This window comes from Syntrophorhabdus sp., assembly GCA_012719415.1.
Taxonomy (GTDB): domain Bacteria; phylum Desulfobacterota; class Syntrophorhabdia; order Syntrophorhabdales; family Syntrophorhabdaceae; genus Delta-02.
In genome coordinates, this window is sequence record JAAYAK010000111.1 from 1 (window position 1) to 18,906 (window position 18,906).

An 18,906-nucleotide genomic window follows, 5' to 3' on the forward strand; every position below is an offset into this window, starting at 1 on the left:
CCTCTTCCCCCGTCATTCCGGCACCCCTCTTCCCCCGTCATTCCGGCACCCCTCTTCCCCCGTCATTCCGGCGAAGGCCGGAATCTAGGAGGAGCATCGTCGCAAGGAAAAGTCAACGACGAGAGACCAAGGCTTGACCAAAGGATGGGTCCCCGATATTCTCCTTCAGATACGGATACTTAGACACTGATTCGAGGTTCTCCTGGGCAGTTTTCCGGGAGGCGGTACGAGGACCGAAAGAGGGCGGGAACATTGGGGGGATTGTGGTGTATACTTTCTTTGTGGGAGGTGATCATGAAAGAAACGAAAACGTCACCGACGACAAAACTGGACGTGCGGGGTATCAAGGCAAGGAAGGACTGGATGGAGCACTGGACGCACAATACGACAGAGTACCTGCAGCCGTCTGTCATCAAACGTTCGTTAAGATCATGGCAGGGTGTGGCCAGGAGCGGCTTGCGGCCTCCGAAGGCGACACCGAAGCACACAGGTGGACAAAGAGGCTGATAAGGTCGATCCACGGTACGATGAATAGAGAGTGACCGGCCTCGGATGATAGCCGGAGCCTTGTTGTTCCTGGAAGAGCATCATCTTCTACCAGGGTTCGCGGGCGCCGTATCCTTGTCCCTCAAGCGGTATACAGACCAGACTGACTGGTGAACATATCTGTCTGTACTATCCAGTAGTATTTGACCCTGGTTCACGGAAACGGTAAACTCGGTTCAAAAAAGCAACGAGACAGGGAGCGAGCTATGAGGACACTTGAGCGTCCGGTTCTGCAGTACCGATGGCAGGTCAAAGAAACGAAGACGGGGCCGCAGCTTGTCTATTTCGGGTTGCGCAATCCGCCGCATCACACGCAGGCTATCATCCCCTTACCCCCTCAACTGGCGGATCGCCTGCGATCCCTCGACGGCCGGACTGCCGCGAAGGACCTGCCGTCAGATCTTACGGATCATGAAATGTACACCCGGTTGGTCGCGGAAGGCATTATAGTGGATGCGCGCGAGGTCCGTCAACCGTCCACCAGGGACAACTTCCGGCAGTGCGTCCGCTGCGTCACCAACGACTACGTTCTGCCCGGCCTGGAATTCGACGAAAAGGGGTTGTGCGCATTGTGCCAGTGTTACGAACTGGCAGAAAGGTCGGGACAGGGCGTGGCACTGCAGGAGGGCATCACGGACGAGGACCTCATCCGGATATCCTCGGAGAACACCGGTTCACGCTTCGACGCCATGGTCCTGTACACCGGCGGCAAGGACTCCACGTACCTGCTCTGGTACCTGGCCAAGAGACTCAAGCTTCGTGTCCTCGTCGCCTCCTGGAACATGCCCTACACAAACGACACATGCAGGGAGAATATGGTCCGGGCCATGCGGTTGCTTCCCGATGTGGAATTCGTCGACCGCACCTTGCCCTCACGCATGGTCCGGCAGGCCATGCGTGACCAGTTCGAGCGTGTCGGCTGGCCCTGCCTTTGCCCGACGGTGGCCCATGCGCTTTTCTACCCCCTTGCGGTGCAGGAGAACATTCCATTGATCATGCACGGGGTCGAAGAGGTGCAGATGGCGGTCATGAACTACGTGATGACCGAGATCAGGACGGGACAGGCCCGCACGGAACGGGTCTTAGACCATCGGGCCGACACATTGAACTTCCTGCGGATGGTCGCGAGGGTCTCTGAACCCCCGCAGCCTTATTCCTTGACCGCCGACCTCACGCGGCACATGTCTTCCGTCAGCGAACTTCTGGCCCCTGTTTACAAACCCCTCAACGACATTCTGACCATGGCGGAGGGCGATCCGGGCATGCCGATCCCCATTCTCCACCGCCTGAAGTCCAACACCGCCTATGGCTCGTGGGCAAAGGCCGTCGAGCTTATCAAGCAGCAAATGGACTGGCGCATGCCGCCGGGACAGAAAGGGTTGCTGCACACCAGTTGCCGCCTTGAAAAGGTCAAAGACCATTGCCAGTTCAAGCGCTTCCAGAGCGCGAGGAGCACATTCCTGCCCCAGGCCATCGTCGAACTCGGCGCGGGCGTCTATTTCGGACTTCTTTCCCGGGAAGATGCCTTGGAGGAACTGCAGGAAGCGGGATATTACAATGAACCTCAGGTACTGTCCGAACTGACCCGCGATCTCGGCATCGATCCCGGTGGGGGGCGGGCGCCGGGTGAAATGTCATGGACCCTGGGGAATTGCACCGGGTGTTCCACGTAAAAGGAACAAGGGCAGAGGGATTCCGAAAGAATGAACGAGACCATTTTTGAGATCAGACGGATAGGGGTGATACGTTCGAGGCTGTCAAGCCGGGAGGAGGCCCCCAATCAGGGAAGCGAAGGCGCGCCTGACGCGTGGATCGACGTGGACCCCGCCTTTACGGAGGGCCTTCAGGGTATCGCGGCGGGCAGCGACGTTATCGTGGTCACATGGTTTCACCTGTCCCGCCGTGATCTGTTGAAGGTGCATCCCCGAGGGGACCGCACCAGGCCCGTGACCGGGGTCTTCTCCACGCGCTCTCCCGACAGGCCAAACCCTCTTGGCCTTCATCGCGTCACAGTCATGGAGATCACCGGGAACAGGGTAAGGGTGGCACCCCTGGAAGCCATCGACGGAACACCGGTCGTGGACATCAAGCCCGTGCTGCCGCAATCGGCGGACTCATAACAATTCGACCAGGGATGCCGTTATCTGGCGGAGCCGGTCAGTTCGAAGGCGGCCCAGAAGAAGGGGTGGCCGTATTTCTCTTTTGTCTTCAGCTGCGCGCGCCTCAAGGCCTCCTGCTTGTTCGTTGCCTTCAGGGCGCTGTAGAACTCCGTCATAAGGTGTGACGTTGCCATGTCGTCGACCTTCCAGAGGCTCGACACGACGGTGCTGCTTCCCGCGTACAGGAAGCCGCGCGTCAGACCCACCACGTCATCGCCGTTTGCCACCTTGCCGAGCCCCGTTTCGCACGCGCTCAAGGTGACAAGGTCCGCCTCGAACCGCATCGAGTAGAGGTTGTCGACGGTGAGCCTCCCGTCGCTCTGCCCGTCGCGGGCAAGGAGCAGGGCCGACTTGAGGGGCGCGTCGGGATCGAACTGGCCATGAGTGGCGAGATGTATGTAGTTGAAGCCGGTGCCGAACTTCCTCAGGGCAGTCTCCGTCGCTTTTTCACGCACGAGGACCATCGATCCGGCACGGGACGCGGCCACGGCCACAGCTTCATTCTGGGCGTACTTGAGATCGTACTTCGGATCGCCGAGGTCGGGGTTGCCGAAGGCAAAAATGCCGGGGCGGTCGGACGATCTCCTGGTCCTCAGGTACTTGCTCACGCTCGCGCTCGGCAGCATGCGGATGCCGCAGCGTTCGATGAGGTAGCGCTGGCCGTCGTGGAGCGCGCTAAAGGGAAGATAGTGGAGCACGCCGTGGGGAACGATCACCAGGTTCGGCTTGGCGAGGCTGCCTTCGACGGAACCCAGGATCTGTTTGTAGAGACGCCGGCACAGAGGCAGGGGATCGCCGGAGCGGGGGTCAGCGATAAGGCTTCGAAGAAGGCGGATGTCATCGACAAGAGGCCCCTTCTTCACCCTGGTCGATCTCAACGTGCCGTCGGACAGGAGAAAGATGTAGATGTCGTTGTCGTCGTAGTAGTACTCGACAAGCGCTTCATCGGCACCGATGAGACGCTGAAGCTCGGCGAGGGGAAGGGATGTGACGCTGACAAGAGAAGCCAGTTCGGGAGACTGCCCCCGTATCTGTTCTCTCGTCTCAACACTGCGCGTGCGGTTCTGTGAGCTCGAGGGAGAAAGGTCCTGGATCACTGCCTCCTGTTCTTCCCTCTTGATGATGCCCAGCAGGTGAAGCACCTTTTCCCTGTCCGCGCCCGCGACGGAGAAGTCCTGTTTCTCCGCCAGGAGATCGACGAGGGTCCTTGACTTCGAGCGTTCAACGTAGTCGAAGGCGGCCTCGTACTGCCCGCTCGCGTGGAATGAGGCTATCAACCGCCTGTACGCTTCCTGCTTGTCCCCGACGAACCCGATCTTGTTCGTTTCCGTGTTGATGGTGGAACGCTGGGACTCGATCACCTCGATCGCCCGGCGGTAGAGATCAATGGCCTCGGGGAGCCTGCCCTGCTTCTCGGCGACCCGGCCCCTCTCAAAGAGGGTGAGCCAGTAGATCTCGCCGTTATCGGCGATCCGGGCGTTCCGCAGCATGACGTCAAGGGTCTTCCCTGCCTCCTCGAGATTGCCGAGTTCCGAGAGGCATTTGCCCCGGATCATCAATTTCGGCAGCGTGAGATAGACTGTCTCCACGGCATCGTCTCCCGAGTATCCCCAGGCTACGTTGTTGATGAACCATACCGACCGCGCGAGGATGCTGTCCTCGTCCTTGACGTATTCGAAGGCCTTATTGTACTGGCCGAGCGCCATGTTGACCCTTGCCAGCGCGTTGGCGCGAAACGTGGTTGTGAAGGCGATGCCCATAAAGCCCAGCGAGAAATTCTCCAGTTCTTCGGCCTGTGTCCTGGCGCTTTTCGTGTCTCCACCCAGGGCGTGTGCCAATCCCAGGGTGCCCATGAGCGACAGGCGATAGATCTTGGGGGACCATATCCCCGTCGTCATGTGGTCGCGCACCTTGCCGAGGGCCGTCTTTGCCTCCCTGACGGCCTCATTGTACTGGCCGAGTTCGATGAGCGCCTCGGCCCGAAGCATGTTGGGCAGGGGTGTCCCGTCAGAGTTCGCCACGAAGAGTTTGTCCGTTTCCAGGACGTAGTCACCCGACTGGACGCGTTTTTCCAGCTTGTCGAGGCAGTCAAAGAGCTTGTTGTATCTTTTCAGCCTTGAGTACGCAACGCACAGATAACCCAGCAGCGACGCGTCGGGTTCCTTCTGCGAGGCCGCAAGCCTCTGTTCCGCCGCTTTCTCCAGGTCCCTGTAACGCCCCAGCATCTGAAGGTCCGTCAGCGTCGCCGCGTCAGCGAAGACGCACCAGAAGAGCGTGCACACGACCGCCACGATGATGACGGGATAATACTGTGAAGGTACCCTGCGCATTCTCATCTACCCCCTTCCGCCAGGCCAGACCGGGCAATGGTGACAGTGATCCCTGCTAGGTGAATAGTATCCCCTTCCTCCAGACGTGTCAATCATTGTGACGTACCCTTGGTTCGGGGCGGAGATGGTTCCAGTCAAGGCGTGAAAGTTGGAGGGCCGGGGAAGCACCATGACTCAGACACAGCACATGGAGCGTCCTCCGGAATGTTCTGTTATGCAGCAAATATGGTCGAGATGGCACGTCATGGGGTAAAGGAGCGGAGGTCACAGAAGAGAGTGTGAAGGTCCGAAGAGCAACGCTGCAGGCGCCTGGTGCTTACCTGTTATTGAGAATGGTTCTGTAGGTGTTCTTCTGGAAGCAGGTTTTCAGAGTGCTGTCCTCCCAGCGTTCTCTCTCTGAGAGCCGCCGCAGGAAATCCGTGCTGTCCTTTACCACCCTGCCGCCCACCACGTCAACGCCGCACGCAAAAAGCGGGTCGGGGAAGTATCCGGCGGTAGGGCCGACGACGGATATGAAGGTATCCGGCGAGCAGTGCTGGAGAATGTCATCCAGCGAATTGTTCAGCACTGTGGTGCCGGTGCACAGTATCTTGTTGCACCCGGCGAGGCGCGTTATGTCCGTCGTGATCGGGATGTCGTGGTATTTTTCTGCCAGGTGTTCCCGTTTCTCGATGATGACCAGTTCGGCGCCAGCCTTTCTGATAGTGTTGACGAGCCCGGAAAAAAGGCCGACCATGCCGATCCTGTCCTCTTTGTTGACCGAGATCAGTCCCAAAGGATTGGTGGTATGATCGAGCGGGAAATTGGTCTCTTTCATAACATACTGACAGATGGCGTTGATCGAGGCCATGCCGATCATTTCTCTCACAGGATCGTCACCGCCGAATTCAAAGGCGAATTCCTGCGGATATCTCCCTGTCAGCTCACCCGGCTGCAGGGCATTGTACGCTCCTTCCTCACTGTCGGGAAGAAGAATGTAGCTGATGCCGGTGGCCCCTCCTCTCAGGACGAGCGCCATGAACTGCGAATCCTTCGGTTGTCCGCCTCTATAAAAAGGAGGAAGGAAAACGGCCTCTACGGGGGGAATCGAAAAACTGTTTTCCAGCTGGCCGACCATCTTCTTGAATTCATCTTTCAAACTCATTGGGTCCCTCTCCTGCCTGTCAAGCGTGACTTTTTTTGAGTAAGGGAGGAAGCGGGGTTTTCCCCGCTTCCTCACGTTGATCTACCTGGCCGGAGTCTGCGGCGGCTCCGCGGCTGCGTTCTTCCCGGCGATGCGGCCGAACGCCAGAAGATCGGCAATCGCTCCTCCGCTGCCGGGGTACCGGGCGCCGAAGAATCCCACCGAATCGCGTCCCGCGGCATAGAGCCTTGGAATGACCGTGCCAAAGGTGTCGATCACCTGGGCCCTGGTATTGATCTTCAGCCCACCGTCATGGCATACCATCCCGACGTGTATCTTGAAGGCGTAGAATGGCGGTTTCTTGAGGGGGGCAAGCCCTTTCTTTCTGCCGAATTCCGCATCCTTGCCCTTTTCGGCGTTTGTATTGTAAGTGGAAAGGGTCTTTTCGAGGGATGCCGCATCGATGCCGATACTCCTGGCGAGTTCACCGATGGTTTCCCCTTTCCAGACGTACTTTCCGGTGACACCCTTTTCCATATCCCTCGGATCAACGCCAAGGGCGAGGGTCCTTGTCGGCTCTATGCCCTTGGGTACCATATCGAGGGCCTTCTTGACCGCCTCTGAATCAAAAACGCAATAGGCCGTCGTTGCCTTCTTCTTGAACATTTCCTCGCTTACCAGCACGTAATAAGCGCCCTCGTTGCAGAACCGTGTGCCATCCTCTCTGACATAGATGTTCGGCAGACCCCAGATGTTGATGTACACGATCCCACCCATCTTGTGGCCGGGGAACATCACGGACGGCAAAAATCCACCGGTGTTGAGGCATGCCATTGCCGCGCCGGACAACATACCCATACGGTAACCATCGCCTGTCGCGGTGAGGCTTCCGGCAGGCACGGTGAGCGCAACGTCGGGTGAGTAGTCCTGCAGCCACCTCTTCGTGGCATCTCCCGACATCACACCACCCGTTGCAAGAACCACCGCCTTTTTCGCTCGTATGCTGGTAACCTTCCCGGACCTTTTTGCCATGATCCCGATCACTTCGTTGTTGGTATCCGTGGTGGCGGGACGCGTGATCAGTTTCAACCCTTCCGTGTTCGTCATGATCCTGACGTTCTTGTGTGCTCTTACCGCGTTATGAAGTGCCCTGAAAAGCGCTCCTCCCGTTCCCTTGACCCTGTGGCCCCTTTTCACGGCGGGAGTGATCCTGGTGTATTCGGGTTCATCTTCCATACCGCTCATGGCAAGGAGATCTTTCGGAAATTCAGCTCCGAGACCCTCAAGCCAGGCGATGTTCTCAGCTGACATGTCGCAGACAACCTTGACCAGTGCGTCGTCTGCTCTTCCCTGTCCGCAAGCCTTGATGTATTTGAACATTTCCTGTGCCGTGTCGTTTATGCCCGCGCTCTTCTGCAGCGGGGTACCGGCAGCCAGCACGATGCCGCCGGAGATGGCTGTTGAGCCACCGGGAACAGGAGTTTTTTCGAGTATAACGACGGAAGAGCCTGCCTTGGCCGCTTCGATGGCGGCACAGGCGCCCGCACCACCAAAACCGACCACCACGACATCGGTCTCCATGTCCCATTTCTTTGGCAACGGAGCGGCTTCGGAGCCGGAACGGGTCCCGCCGGCAAGCAGCGCGGCCCCCGCGAGCCCTATGCCAGCAACAAACTGCCTTCTTGAAACCTTACCCGAGGGTTTTGAGCGATCATCTGTGTCCATGTAAACCTCCTCATAAGTTGTATGATATCGCTACGGTAATTCTACTCCTTCCGAAATCGCCCGTCAAACGGGCAGACCGCCGTCAGTATCATTGTGTATCATTTGGGGATGAAGCGGATAGCATCTGGCCAACACCATCCAGCGGCCATCATTACTCGGTTAAGCCTGGCAGGAAGGAGAATGTGAAAATCGAAAGGATGTCCCGTCGTTTTGAACCTTGAGGCCATCCCCACATTCGAAAATAACACCAAAGGTGCGAAAACAACACTAATCGTTGAAGAGACTGCGTAATCATCACTGTGCCGATCATCATTAGGGGGTAGGCTTGGCCGACCCTCCGGCTTCGCCATTCCCGCCAAACTCGTTCCACGCCTCATTCACCGCGTCTTCTATCCGTTCTATTTCATCATCGGCAAGCTCCGGGAATTGACCCCGCTTCGACTTTGAGAGGGTCCCGTTGTTCTGTCGTATCAACCGGACGAGAAGGCTCGCTCTATTTGTCGGCATGTCGACTATCTCCCCGATCCTCTCCATCGCCCTGTCGAAAAATTGGACGAATCTCAACTCGGCCCCGAAGTCCTTGTCGAGGGTTTCCTCGATGCAGGAATAAAGGTACTCCGTCTGAGGTGTTGCGTCGAAATACCGGTAGAGGTCTGCGGTATCGTTATGAACCGTCATGCGGGAGTCTGTGTCCATCGTGAATTCGACAAATGGTATTATCGTTTTTGAAAATGCCTCCAAGGCCTCATCGTAATGGACCCTGTCATTTAGCATCATTGCCGAGATCGGAAAAATGATACCAGTCGGCGTGAATCCCGATCTTGCCAGGACATGATGCACAATAAACCGGTGAATACGGCCATTGCCGTCCTCGAAGGGATGAACGAAGACAAACCCGAACGCCGAGGCTGCCGCCAGGGATATCTCGTCCATTCCGTTAACGCCAGGCTCCACGAGCTTTTCCAGCATCTGCATCCAACCTCGCATGAGAGAGTCAACGTCTTGTGGTCTCGGACAGGCAAAGTGGACGTGTTGTGAGTAGTCGTGAAGCGTCTCTCCTATGTAGTTCTGTCCGTCTCTCCATCCCTTCTGTGCATATCGTGGATCGACAATTGCGTTCTGGAGCTCAACGAGGGCTCTCTTGGACGCCACATTAAACGTTCCTGCCTGGGAAAGCACGGCTATAAAACGCTCCGTGCGGCCCCTGGTGGGTTTTTCACCTTCGATTGCAAAGGACGATTTCGTTTCTTTCGTATAGAGGTAGGCAGCCGCACGATGAAGGATGGATGGGTCGATGCCTTCAACAATTTTCCTGGCTCGAACCCGCAGGTGTTTCTGAAAGTAGTGTTCGAGTACGGGTGTTCTTCGTATGAAGGGGCAAAACTCCCTGGTGCCAAGCATGTTGTCGTTCACACGCTGTCTTTGAACGCGGCGTTTTGGACCCACGATATGGATTTTTTCGTTGAGGAGGTCAATATATCTGCCCGACCCGACGTTCTTGACGTCGAGAGTATCACCGGTTAACAACTCATACAGATACCATGCCCTCCGTGCGAAGATACCGAGGGGCTCCCTATTTACCCATCGCTCTACATCCTGCTTGGGAACGGTAAGGAAGAGGGTCTTATAAACGCCGACGTCCACCGGTTCGTACCTAAGAGCGAAGCGGAGATTGCCCTCTAACCCTGCCGCTTGATAGCCTTTGGCCGCAGGGTACTGCTCGAGGACGCGGTTCGCTGTAGTAATGGTTTTTCTTGTTCCGCGGACGATCTCAGATCTAACCCGAGGCAAAGGAACCTTGAGATGAAAGTCCCTAATGAGAGCGTGTAGTCCCACGGCGTTATCTCTGTCATTTTCGCCGAGAATGTCACTCTTTGTTCGCATTTGTCCCTCCGGAGATAGGAACCTTCGCTTTCATTACTTAGCATAATAGGCTAGACGGACGCTGTCAAGAAAAGAAAGAGAGCTTATATGAGGAACACGGTCATCATCGCTCGGTCAGGCCTGGCAGGAAAGAGAATATGAAAATCCGAAGGTCGTTCCCGTCCACGTCTGCCGCCGCTATTCTATTCGTTATGTGAAGACTTACAGAATTATGAACGAACCCCTGGCCGCGGTAAGCGGATTGGAGGTTCCTTCGAAAGCGACAACTCCGGTAGGGGTGCGTTATCTGTAATACCGCTTATCTCCCATAAGTGTTCTGTGGAGCGCATCGCCGCAGCGACCGAAGAAGAAACGGAACCGTATCAAAGTGGTACGGCGATCAACCGGAAACGACCTCAAGGGGCTGGGGGTGTCAAATCCTTCACCCCCTCTTTACATCGGGCCCCCTGGGAAACCGGGGGGCTTTCATTTACTTCCTGCTTACCCGGTGCTTACTCAGCTTTCCTGCTTACCCGGTTGATTACCCATATGTCCTTGTAAACCCTTTATTATCAATGCCTGGGACGGGGGTCGAACCCGTACACTCGCGAGGAGCGAGGGATTTTAAGTCCCTTGCGTCTGCCTGTTCCGCCACCCAGGCACTAAGTAAGTCCTTTTATAATAGTAAACAGTCGGGATTGTCAACAGGAACAAGGCACGGACCACAGAGGCGGCTTGAACCGCTTAAGCCGTTTGAACGTCAAACAAAGAGCTTCTTTCCCGTCATTCGCGGACTTGTTGGTAGCCTCACTCGCGCAAACGTCATGCGGCTGTGTTCCTCGGCCCCATATCTTTGCTGGATTCCGGTCTTCGCCGGAATGACAGAACAGAAACGGGACTTGGAAGCGACTCTTTCAGTGGCCTGTGGACCGGAGTCCCCTCCTTTACTTAAAACCTAACACTTAACACTTAAAGCCTTCCTTGCCGTTTGACAGAATCAATGTTTTTCGCTTATTCTTTTTTCGTGCTCCCTGATCAGTTGACAGGCTTCGTTCTAAACCCGTTCCTGGTGGTCTTTGCTTACCTTTTGGGGTCCATTCCCGTGGGGGTCATTCTGGGGAGGCTAAAAGGGGTCGATCCCAGGAAGATGGGTAGTGGGAACATCGGGGCCACGAATGTCATGCGCGCCGCCGGCAAGAAGCTGGGGGTTGTCACGCTTATCCTCGATGCGGCGAAGGGGTTTCTGCCGGTTGTCCTGGCGACGGTCCTCGGCGTGCATGTGTACGTCATCGCCCTCGTGGGGCTCGCGGCCTTTCTGGGCCACGTGTTCCCCGTTTTCCTGAGGTTTAAGGGAGGGAAGGGCGTTGCCACGGCCCTTGGGGTCTATCTTGCCGTCAGTCCCGTGACCATCCTGGGGGCCTTTGTCGTTTTCGTCATCGTTGCCGCCATATGGCGCTACGTATCGCTTGCCTCCATGATAGGAGCCATGGCGGTCCCCATCGGCCTGTACCTCATCGGGGCCCCCTGGAGCTTCGTCGTGATGGCAGTCCTTATCACCCTCGTCGTCATTGTCCGCCACAAGGACAACATCGCCCGCCTCGTCAAGGGCACGGAAAGCAAGTTATCTTTCTCGGGTGGGTCGAAGAACTAGAAGCCAAGAGACTGTGTCACGCCTGTTCGTCGCTTGCGTTCCTCACTCGAGCACACGGAGGAAGGGAAGAGAGAGCACAGAAAGAAGACGCGGCCTGATCCCGGGAGGCTCCCGGGATCAGGCCGCACTTGCGTCCCGCCTGCGGCGGGAGGAAAAGAGTTGTCACATTAATGGGACCCATCAGCAGACATCGCTGCTATCGAGGTTGGTTTTTCTTCCCGCTCGGCAGAGCGGGATCGAAGATTTCCGGGAATTTCTCAAATTCCCGGAAATGTCCTTCTCCGCGATCTCTCCTCATCCTCCGTGACCTCGAGTGAGGGCCGAAGGTCCGAACGGGCGTGAGATTGCCGTTTGAAGGCTTACCGATCGACAAACAACGGGACAAGCCGCCGGTTCTTGATGTCAGCGAGGCCCCTGTCGGTGATGCGAAGGAAAGGGAGGCCTGAGAAGGGGATGGTCTGGATGGTGAGGAAGGGGCGTTCGAGGGTGATGCCTATCTCGCGGACCTTTTTCTCCATTTCCTTTGTGGTGTTCGCTATTTCGTCTATGGTGCCGATGGGCATGGTGCCGAAGACGGGCATGGGGAATTCGAATATCACCTTGCCGTTTTTGACTATGACCGTGCCGCCCGCGATGTCTATGAGCCTGTTGACGGCCGTTGCCATGTCCTTTTCCGAGCTTCCGATGGTGAGGATGTTGCCGGTGTCCCAGATGAGCGTCGTCGCTATGGCGCCGTTCTTGATACCGATGCCGTTGATGAACCCGTGGCCGTGTTGGGTGCCGTCATAGCGGTTGATGACGGAGACGCGGATGATGTCGGCGGACGGGTCGGGCTCGAGGCAGCCGTTCCGGACAGAGGGTGTCCACAGGACCTCTTCGGTGATGGTCTGGTTGACGACCCTGATGACACGCACGGTCCTCGATTTCCCATCGGTTTCGATCCTGAGGTCGTCGGGGGTGCACTTCGCCGCCTTCACGCTGTGGCGTACGGCCTCGGGGTAGACATGGGGAGGGATGTCCTTGATGAAACATCCTTTCTCGAAGACCATTTCCCCGTTCGTCATCACCTGCTCCACCGTCACGCCTTCCAGGTCCGCGAGGAAAATGATGTCGGCGTGCCGCAGGGGCGCTATGGCACCGAGGTGCCTGAAGCCGTAATAGTCGGCGGGGTTGATGGTGGCCATCTTGATCGCGTCCATGGGCTTGAATCCGTAGGATATGGCGGTGCGGACAATGGCATCGAGATAGCCTTCCTCTCTCAACATGACGGCGTCGAAGACGTCGGAGGTGAGGATGAGCCTTCTCGTATCGATATCCATGTCCTTCAGTCGATGGAGCTCGGGGAGTTCCTTCCTGACGAAGCCCTGGCGTATCATGATGGTGAGCCCGAGGCGGAGCTTCTCGATGACCTCGTCGACCGTTACCGACTCGTGGCAGGATGTGATGCCCGTGAGAACGTACTGAACGAGCCTTTTCGCGTGGGCCCCGGCGGCGTGTCCGTCGAGTTTCTTGTTGGCATTTATGGCGCTCACCGCCTGCTTGAGGATCCGGGGGTCTCCTTCGACGATGCGTGTCCAGTAGGCTTCACCTATCGCCGGCACGTCCTGCCGTTTGAGGAAGAGGTTAAACTCCTCGAGGGTGAGCCCCCTGGAGCTTTCCATCTCCGGAAAGGGGGGCGTCAGCGGTGGGGCCAGGAAGTAGCAGCGCAGGGGGTATCCCCGCGTGCTTTTCGTGAAGGCGGTGACCCCTTCCATGCCGCAGGCGCAGGCGACGGCGCTCGTCTCGGTGACGACCGTGGTCGTGCCGCCCCGGATGGCGTAGGGGACGAGAGCATAGAAGGGATAGAGACTGTCGATGTGGGTGTGTGAATCGATGAACCCGGGGCACAGGTAGCTTCCTCCCGCGTCTATGACCCTCTTGGCACGGTACGAGGCGGCCTTTCCATCCTCCTCGACGGAGGCGATGAACCCGTCCTTGATGATGACGGATGAGCCTTCATCGATGCTGTTGGTGAAGACGTTGACGATCTTCCCGTTGACGATGACCGTGTCGGGCCTTGTCCTGCCCTTGACGACATCGAGAAGTTTCTTCAGAGTGCCTGGTCTCATTAGTTCACCCTTTTTGATGCGGAATTTCTCTATTTTACTTGAAAAAGGCCCGTCCTGCAAAGTATTGTTGTAAGTATTCCAGCGTCTCTGATCCCTTGGGAGAGTCCATCTTGGAGCGTCACAGGCGATACCTGTTTCTGATCCTTGCCGCGCAGTACCTCATCGTCTATTTCCACCGCGTGTCGCCCGCCGTGATGGCCCAGGACCTTGCCGCCAGCTTCGGGATATCGGCAACGGCGCTCGGTGTCGTCGCGTCAGCGTATTTCTACTCCTACGGGGCAATGCAGGTCCCCGTCGGTATTCTTTCGGACTCCTGGGGACCGAAGAAGACCATTCTGCTTTGCAGCCTGATAGCCGCGCTGGGTGCGATCGGCTTCGGCCTTGCCCCCTGTTTCGGTATCGCCGTCGCGGCCCGCTCCCTTGTGGGACTGGGGCTTGCCGCCGTTTTCGTATCGTCCCTGAAGATCTTCGGGCTCTGGTTCAGGGGGGCTGAGCTGGCGAGGGTCGCCGGTGCCCTCATGGCCGTGGGGGGCATCGGTTGGTTCTCGGCGACAACACCCCTTGCCCTCCTGTCGGAGGTGCTGGGATGGAGATCAGCTGTTGTCACCGTGGGTATCCTTTCTCTCGGGGTCATTTTCCTCATCTGGAGATTTGTCGAGGACTCTCCGGAGAAGAAGGGCCTCCCTCCCGTGGTGGGAGCGGGCGAGGGTGTCGTGACGGGCAGGCGCAACGTGCTTACGGACCTCAAGGTCATCCTCAGGAACAGGTATTTCTGGACCATAGCCATCTGGTTCATCATGAGGGGAGGGGCCCTTTTCGGTTTCTTCGGTCTCTGGGCAGGGCCATATCTCACGGATGTATACGGGTTCAGCAAGGGTACCGCCGGCAACATCCTCTCCATGATAGCCTTCGCGATGATATTCGTGAGCCCTGTCATCGGCCACCTTTCGGACAAGACGTTGAAGAGCAGGAAAAAGATCCTCGTGTGGTCGTCGGCACTCAACGTCCTGTGCTTCGCCTGCGCCGTTCTCTTCTTCGACAGCCTCGGGCTCGTCGCGCTCTACGTGCTTTTCTTCTTCATGGGTATCACGATCAGCTCCGTCGGGACCGTTGCCATAGTCACCACGAAGGAGCTCTTCCCCGACGAGATAGCGGGCACGTCCATGGGGATGGTCAACATTTTCCCCTTCATCGGAGCCATTATCTTTCAGCCGCTGATGGGCTACGTCCTCGACAGGGCGGGCATGACGGGCGGATCCTATCCGCCGTTCGCGTACAAACAGATGCTGTGGATCTACTTCATCACCAGCATCCTCGCCCTCATAAGCATCATGAAATGCAAAGAGACCTTCAGAGGCTGAACCCTTGAACCTTCTTTGAATCTCTTGCCATCGAAGGGGGTTTTGGGCTACATTGAAACGTATTCCAAAGGAAAGATGATCGGCAGGACAGAGCTATAATGATCGACAAGACACTCCAGGATCTGAAGTCCCTCGTGGCCGTCGCCAGCGCCGAGCGGGCGCCGGATGTCATAATAGAAGGCGGCGAGGTGTTCGATGTCTTCACGGGGGAGACCTTCCCCGGTGACCTGTGGATCTGTGGCAACTGGATCGCCTATGTCGGGGAAAGAAAAGCAACATTGTCCGAAGCGACGAGGATCGTCGATGCTCGGGGTCTTGTTGCCGTACCCGGCTACCTGGACGCCCACGGGCACGCGGACATATTCTACAACCCGGCGACGTTTTCCGATGTTGCCGTGACGAAGGGGACAACGACCGTCTTTTCCGACAGTCATGACCTCATGAGCTGTCTCGGGCCCAAAGGGTTCGCCGAGGTCTTGAGGAAGGCGCGGTATTTCAACATCAAGTATCTCTGGGGCGTGCCGGCCACCTATCCACCCTATCCGGAAGTGGAGGGCGGCGAGATGTTCTCCATCTATGATATCTGGGACCTCTTTTCGCGCCACCCCGAATGTGCTTCCGTGAGCGAGGTCTCGTCATACCTGAGGATAATGAGGAACGAGGACGAGATACTGGAAAGGATGCTCCTTGCCCGGTCCCTGGGGAGGAACGTCGAGGGTCATACCCTTGGCGCCTCCTATGATCGGCTGAACGCCCTTGTCGCGGCGGGCATCACATCCTGCCACGAATCGATCCGCCCCGCGGACCTGAAGAACCGGATACGCCTGGGGCTTTACACGATGGTCCGCCACAGTTCCATCAGGACCGACCTCGAGGAGCTGGGCCCCGCCATAAACACCCTCCCCAACGATTCCATCATCCTCGTGTCCGACGGCATCTTTGCCGACGACCTGATGTTCAGGGGGTACATGGACCATATCGTGAGCGAGGCCATCCGTTTCGGGGTCGAGCCGCGCAACGCCATCCGAATGGCCACCATCAATCCGGCCAGGTATTTCAGGGTGGATTCGGAGGTGGGCAGTCTGACGCCGGGCAGGATAGCGGACGTGCTCCTTCTCGAGAGCCTCGACAGGCCCGTGCCCGTCAAGGTCTTTGAGCGCGGGACCCTGGCGGCCGAGGCAGGGACGCTCACGCGGCGGCCGTCGCCGGAGCTTGAGGTGGGGGTCGAGTTCTACCCTTACGCGTTCTCGTCCGTCGATGCCTCCGAGTTCATGGTGGAGCGGCCGGGCGTGGAGACGGTTCCCGTCATCGACATTGTCGATCGCACCGTTACGAGGCGGATGGATGTCGCCCTGCCACGGGCTGGCAACATCATACTTCCCGACAGGAAAGAGGATGTGCGGAAGATCGTGTACTCCCGCAGGGAGGAGAAGAGGTGGGGCCAGGGATTTCTTCATGGTTTCGGGGCGGATTGCGGGGGCATTGCCTCCACGGTGGCCCACGAGACCCATGGTCTTCTCGTTCACGGTTTCAACGACGACGACATGGCCCTGGCGGCGAACACGGTGCTTGCCATGAAGGGAGGGATAGCCGTCGTTGATGCCGGCAAGGTTCTCCATGCCCTGCGGTTGCCGCTCGGCGCCATCATGTCCCGTGTTCCGCTGCCCGAGCTGGACCGGGCCCTTCGAAAGCTCGTCGACCTTCTTCACTCCCTCGGGAACACCCTTGACGACCCCCTCTGGACCATGGGCTTTCTTCCTTTCACATCCATCGTGGAATTGAGGATCACCGTTTCGGGCACCTATGACGTCAGAAAAGGTTCGATAGTGTTTTGAAGAAGGACAGGAAGAAAAAAAGGAAAGGCTCGACGGGAAAGCTGTACAAATACCTGCTGATCCTCCTCATCGCGTCGGCTGCGCTCTTCGTCTCGGCGTTCATCTTCTTTATCATCAACGACATACCTTCCGTCATGGCGCTGAAGGACCTCAAGAACAAGCCCGTCACCAGTGTCTACGACGTCAACGACGAACTCACCTACCTTTTCGTACCCGACAACAGGGTCTTCGTGCCTTACAAACGCATCCCGAAGCATGTGAGGGCCGCCTTCCTGGCGGCCGAGGACGCCGATTTCTTCAAGCACGGGGGCGTCGATCCCATGGGCATCCTGAGGGCGTTCATCAAAAATGTTGCATACGGCCGCATGGCACAGGGAGGCAGCACCATTACCCAGCAGGTCATCAAGTCTCTCGTTCTTGGTCCCGAAAAGAGCCTCAACAGGAAGATACGGGAGGCCATCCTGGCGTACAAGCTGGAGAATTACCTGAGCAAGAACGAGATCCTGAACCTGTACCTCAACAACATCTACATGGGACATGGCGTCTATGGTGTCGAGGCCGCGTCGGAGGTGTACTTCGGGAAGCATGTCTGGAACATAACGCCCGCCGAAGCGGCCCTGCTGGCAGGTATCGTGCAGGCTCCCTCCCGGTACACGCCCAAGAAGCATCCGGGAAATGCCCGGATGAGACAGGAATACGTCATCGATCAGATGGTGGAGAAAAAGTTCATCACCGAGAAGACAAAGCAGCAGATGCTCAAGGAAAAGGTCGATATCAGGGAGGATGACGGTGTCTTTGCCGACAGCTACTACAAGGACCACATATTCCGGTACGTGGAGGCCCGGTACGGCAAAGGGGTCCTTTCCAGGAAGGGACTCAAGATATACGCGGCCGTGGACAGGCGGATGCAGAAGACCGCCGAGGACGCGATAAGAAGGGGTCTTGAGCTATACGAACGGAGAAAAGGTGAATACACCGTCCTTTACCACATGGCGCGGGGTAAGTGGGACGATTTCAGGCGGGCGGAAGAGCGCGACCGCAAACTGTTTCCCGTCAGCAAGGGACGGACCCGCAACCTGCTCGTATCGGAGAGGATAAAGGATGGGTATGCCGTCTTTGTGGGTGAGCAGAAGGCCGTCCTCAAGATGGATACCCACCCCTTCAAGCCCGGTGACGTGGTAAAAGGTCTCTGTACCGGGGAGGACAAGAAGAAAGCCCCTGTTTTCGAGGCCCTTCGCTCGCTGAAGGTCGAAGGAGCGCTCGTGAGCCTCGACGTCAATCTGGGGTATGTCTACGCCATCGTCGGGGGAAGGGATTTCGAGAAGAGTCCTTATAACAGGGCGACGGTGGCAAAAGTGCAGGCCGGCAGCGCCTTCAAGCCATTCATCTACGTCACGGCGCTCAAGAAGGGGTACACTCCCGATTCCGTTCTCCATGATGAACCCAAGAGCTACTCCACGGGAATGGGGCGGTCATGGACACCGAGGAACTATGACGGCAGGTATTCCGGCGACATATCAATGCGGGATGCCATTGCCTACTCGAAGAACGCCGCGACGGTCAGGCTCCTCGAGGAGGTGGGCATAGCCCCTGTCAAGGAGACCATCAGGGACATCGGCATAGAGGCCGATATCGAGAACAACCTTTCCATCGCCCTCGGGTCGTCAAATGTCACTCTCCTCGAGCTCGTGAAGGGTTTTGCCGCCTTCGCGAACGGGGGCAACCGCATAAAGCCTTTATTTATAAGGAAGATAGTGGATCAGAATGGGACGGTCCTCGAAGAGAATGCTGTACAGAAGGAGAGGGCCCTGCCCGAGGATGTGGCATCGTCGATGAATATCCTTCTCAAGGGCCCTGTGCAGTATGGAACCGCGAAGGGTGCCTCCAGCATCGGGTATCCCGTGGCGGGCAAGACGGGGACGACGAGCAATTACTACGATGCCCTGTTTGTGGGTTATTCTCCCCACGTGGCGACGGGAGTGTGGGTTGGGTTCGACGCCAGGACCTCACTGGGAAAGGGGGAGAGCGGAGGGCGAGTGTGTTTGCCGATATGGATGAACTTCATGGGTTCCGTCCTCGGCCGTTTCCCGGGCGGGGATTTTCCCGAGGTCTCCGGGGCGGCCCTCCCGGGCGTGACGGGCGTGACGGGCGAGACGGGCACACAGCACAATATGAATACCATTGAGGGGATGGGAAGATGATGAT

Annotated in this window: 12 protein-coding genes and 1 tRNA gene; 7 read left to right on the forward strand and 6 right to left on the reverse strand. The window is 57.5% G+C overall.

What is annotated here, in order from left to right; all coding sequences use genetic code 11:
- The first annotated feature begins 294 nt into the window (after positions 1 to 294).
- From GXX82_06735 to tsaA, 3 genes are all read left to right on the forward strand, one after another.
- The gene (locus GXX82_06735; protein NLT22726.1) at positions 295 to 507 is read left to right on the forward strand and encodes a hypothetical protein; all 213 of its coding nucleotides are present in this window, start codon (positions 295 to 297) and stop codon (positions 505 to 507) included.
- 245 nt (positions 508 to 752) lie between these two features.
- Positions 753 to 2,219: a hypothetical protein gene (locus GXX82_06740; GenBank protein NLT22727.1), complete on the forward strand. Its 1,467-nt coding sequence runs from the start codon at positions 753 to 755 to the stop codon at positions 2,217 to 2,219.
- A gap of 30 nt (positions 2,220 to 2,249) precedes the next feature.
- Positions 2,250 to 2,666, forward strand: coding sequence for a tRNA (N6-threonylcarbamoyladenosine(37)-N6)-methyltransferase TrmO (tsaA, locus tag GXX82_06745; protein NLT22728.1), 417 nt, complete (start codon positions 2,250 to 2,252; stop codon positions 2,664 to 2,666).
- A 20-nt stretch (positions 2,667 to 2,686) separates the two neighbouring features.
- Here tsaA and GXX82_06750 read toward each other — a convergent pair whose 3' ends face one another.
- From GXX82_06750 to GXX82_06770, 5 genes are all read right to left on the reverse strand, one after another.
- Positions 2,687 to 5,035, reverse strand: a complete 2,349-nt coding sequence (locus tag GXX82_06750) for a CHAT domain-containing protein (GenBank protein ID NLT22729.1) — start codon at positions 5,033 to 5,035, stop codon at positions 2,687 to 2,689.
- Between the two features lie 316 nt (positions 5,036 to 5,351).
- Complete coding sequence (locus tag GXX82_06755) at positions 5,352 to 6,179, reverse strand: hypothetical protein (protein NLT22730.1); 828 nt, start codon at positions 6,177 to 6,179, stop codon at positions 5,352 to 5,354.
- Positions 6,180 to 6,260: 81 nt separating this feature from the next.
- Entirely contained in the window at positions 6,261 to 7,883 is a 1,623-nt protein-coding gene (locus GXX82_06760) for an FAD-dependent oxidoreductase (GenBank protein ID NLT22731.1), read from the reverse strand.
- A gap of 312 nt (positions 7,884 to 8,195) precedes the next feature.
- Positions 8,196 to 9,767, reverse strand: coding sequence for a cell filamentation protein Fic (locus GXX82_06765; GenBank protein ID NLT22732.1), 1,572 nt, complete (start codon positions 9,765 to 9,767; stop codon positions 8,196 to 8,198).
- 555 nt (positions 9,768 to 10,322) lie between these two features.
- A tRNA-Leu gene (locus tag GXX82_06770) sits at positions 10,323 to 10,407 on the reverse strand.
- Between the two features lie 339 nt (positions 10,408 to 10,746).
- Here GXX82_06770 and plsY point away from each other — a divergent pair.
- Positions 10,747 to 11,397: a glycerol-3-phosphate 1-O-acyltransferase PlsY gene (gene plsY / locus GXX82_06775; protein ID NLT22733.1), complete on the forward strand. Its 651-nt coding sequence runs from the start codon at positions 10,747 to 10,749 to the stop codon at positions 11,395 to 11,397.
- A 359-nt stretch (positions 11,398 to 11,756) separates the two neighbouring features.
- Here plsY and GXX82_06780 read toward each other — a convergent pair whose 3' ends face one another.
- Positions 11,757 to 13,505 carry an adenine deaminase gene (locus GXX82_06780; GenBank protein NLT22734.1) on the reverse strand — a complete coding sequence of 583 codons (1,749 nt, stop codon included), beginning with the start codon at positions 13,503 to 13,505 and terminating at the stop codon, positions 11,757 to 11,759.
- Between the two features lie 110 nt (positions 13,506 to 13,615).
- Between GXX82_06780 and GXX82_06785 the strand changes: the two genes are divergently transcribed.
- From GXX82_06785 to GXX82_06795, 3 genes are all read left to right on the forward strand, one after another.
- Positions 13,616 to 14,866, forward strand: a complete 1,251-nt coding sequence (locus GXX82_06785; protein NLT22735.1) for an MFS transporter — start codon at positions 13,616 to 13,618, stop codon at positions 14,864 to 14,866.
- Between the two features lie 98 nt (positions 14,867 to 14,964).
- Positions 14,965 to 16,701, forward strand: coding sequence for an adenine deaminase (locus tag GXX82_06790; protein NLT22736.1), 1,737 nt, complete (start codon positions 14,965 to 14,967; stop codon positions 16,699 to 16,701).
- Positions 16,698 to 18,902, forward strand: coding sequence for a PBP1A family penicillin-binding protein (locus GXX82_06795; protein ID NLT22737.1), 2,205 nt, complete (start codon positions 16,698 to 16,700; stop codon positions 18,900 to 18,902). The genes GXX82_06790 and GXX82_06795 overlap by 4 nt, the downstream gene beginning before the upstream one ends.
- Positions 18,903 to 18,906: the final 4 nt, after the last annotated feature.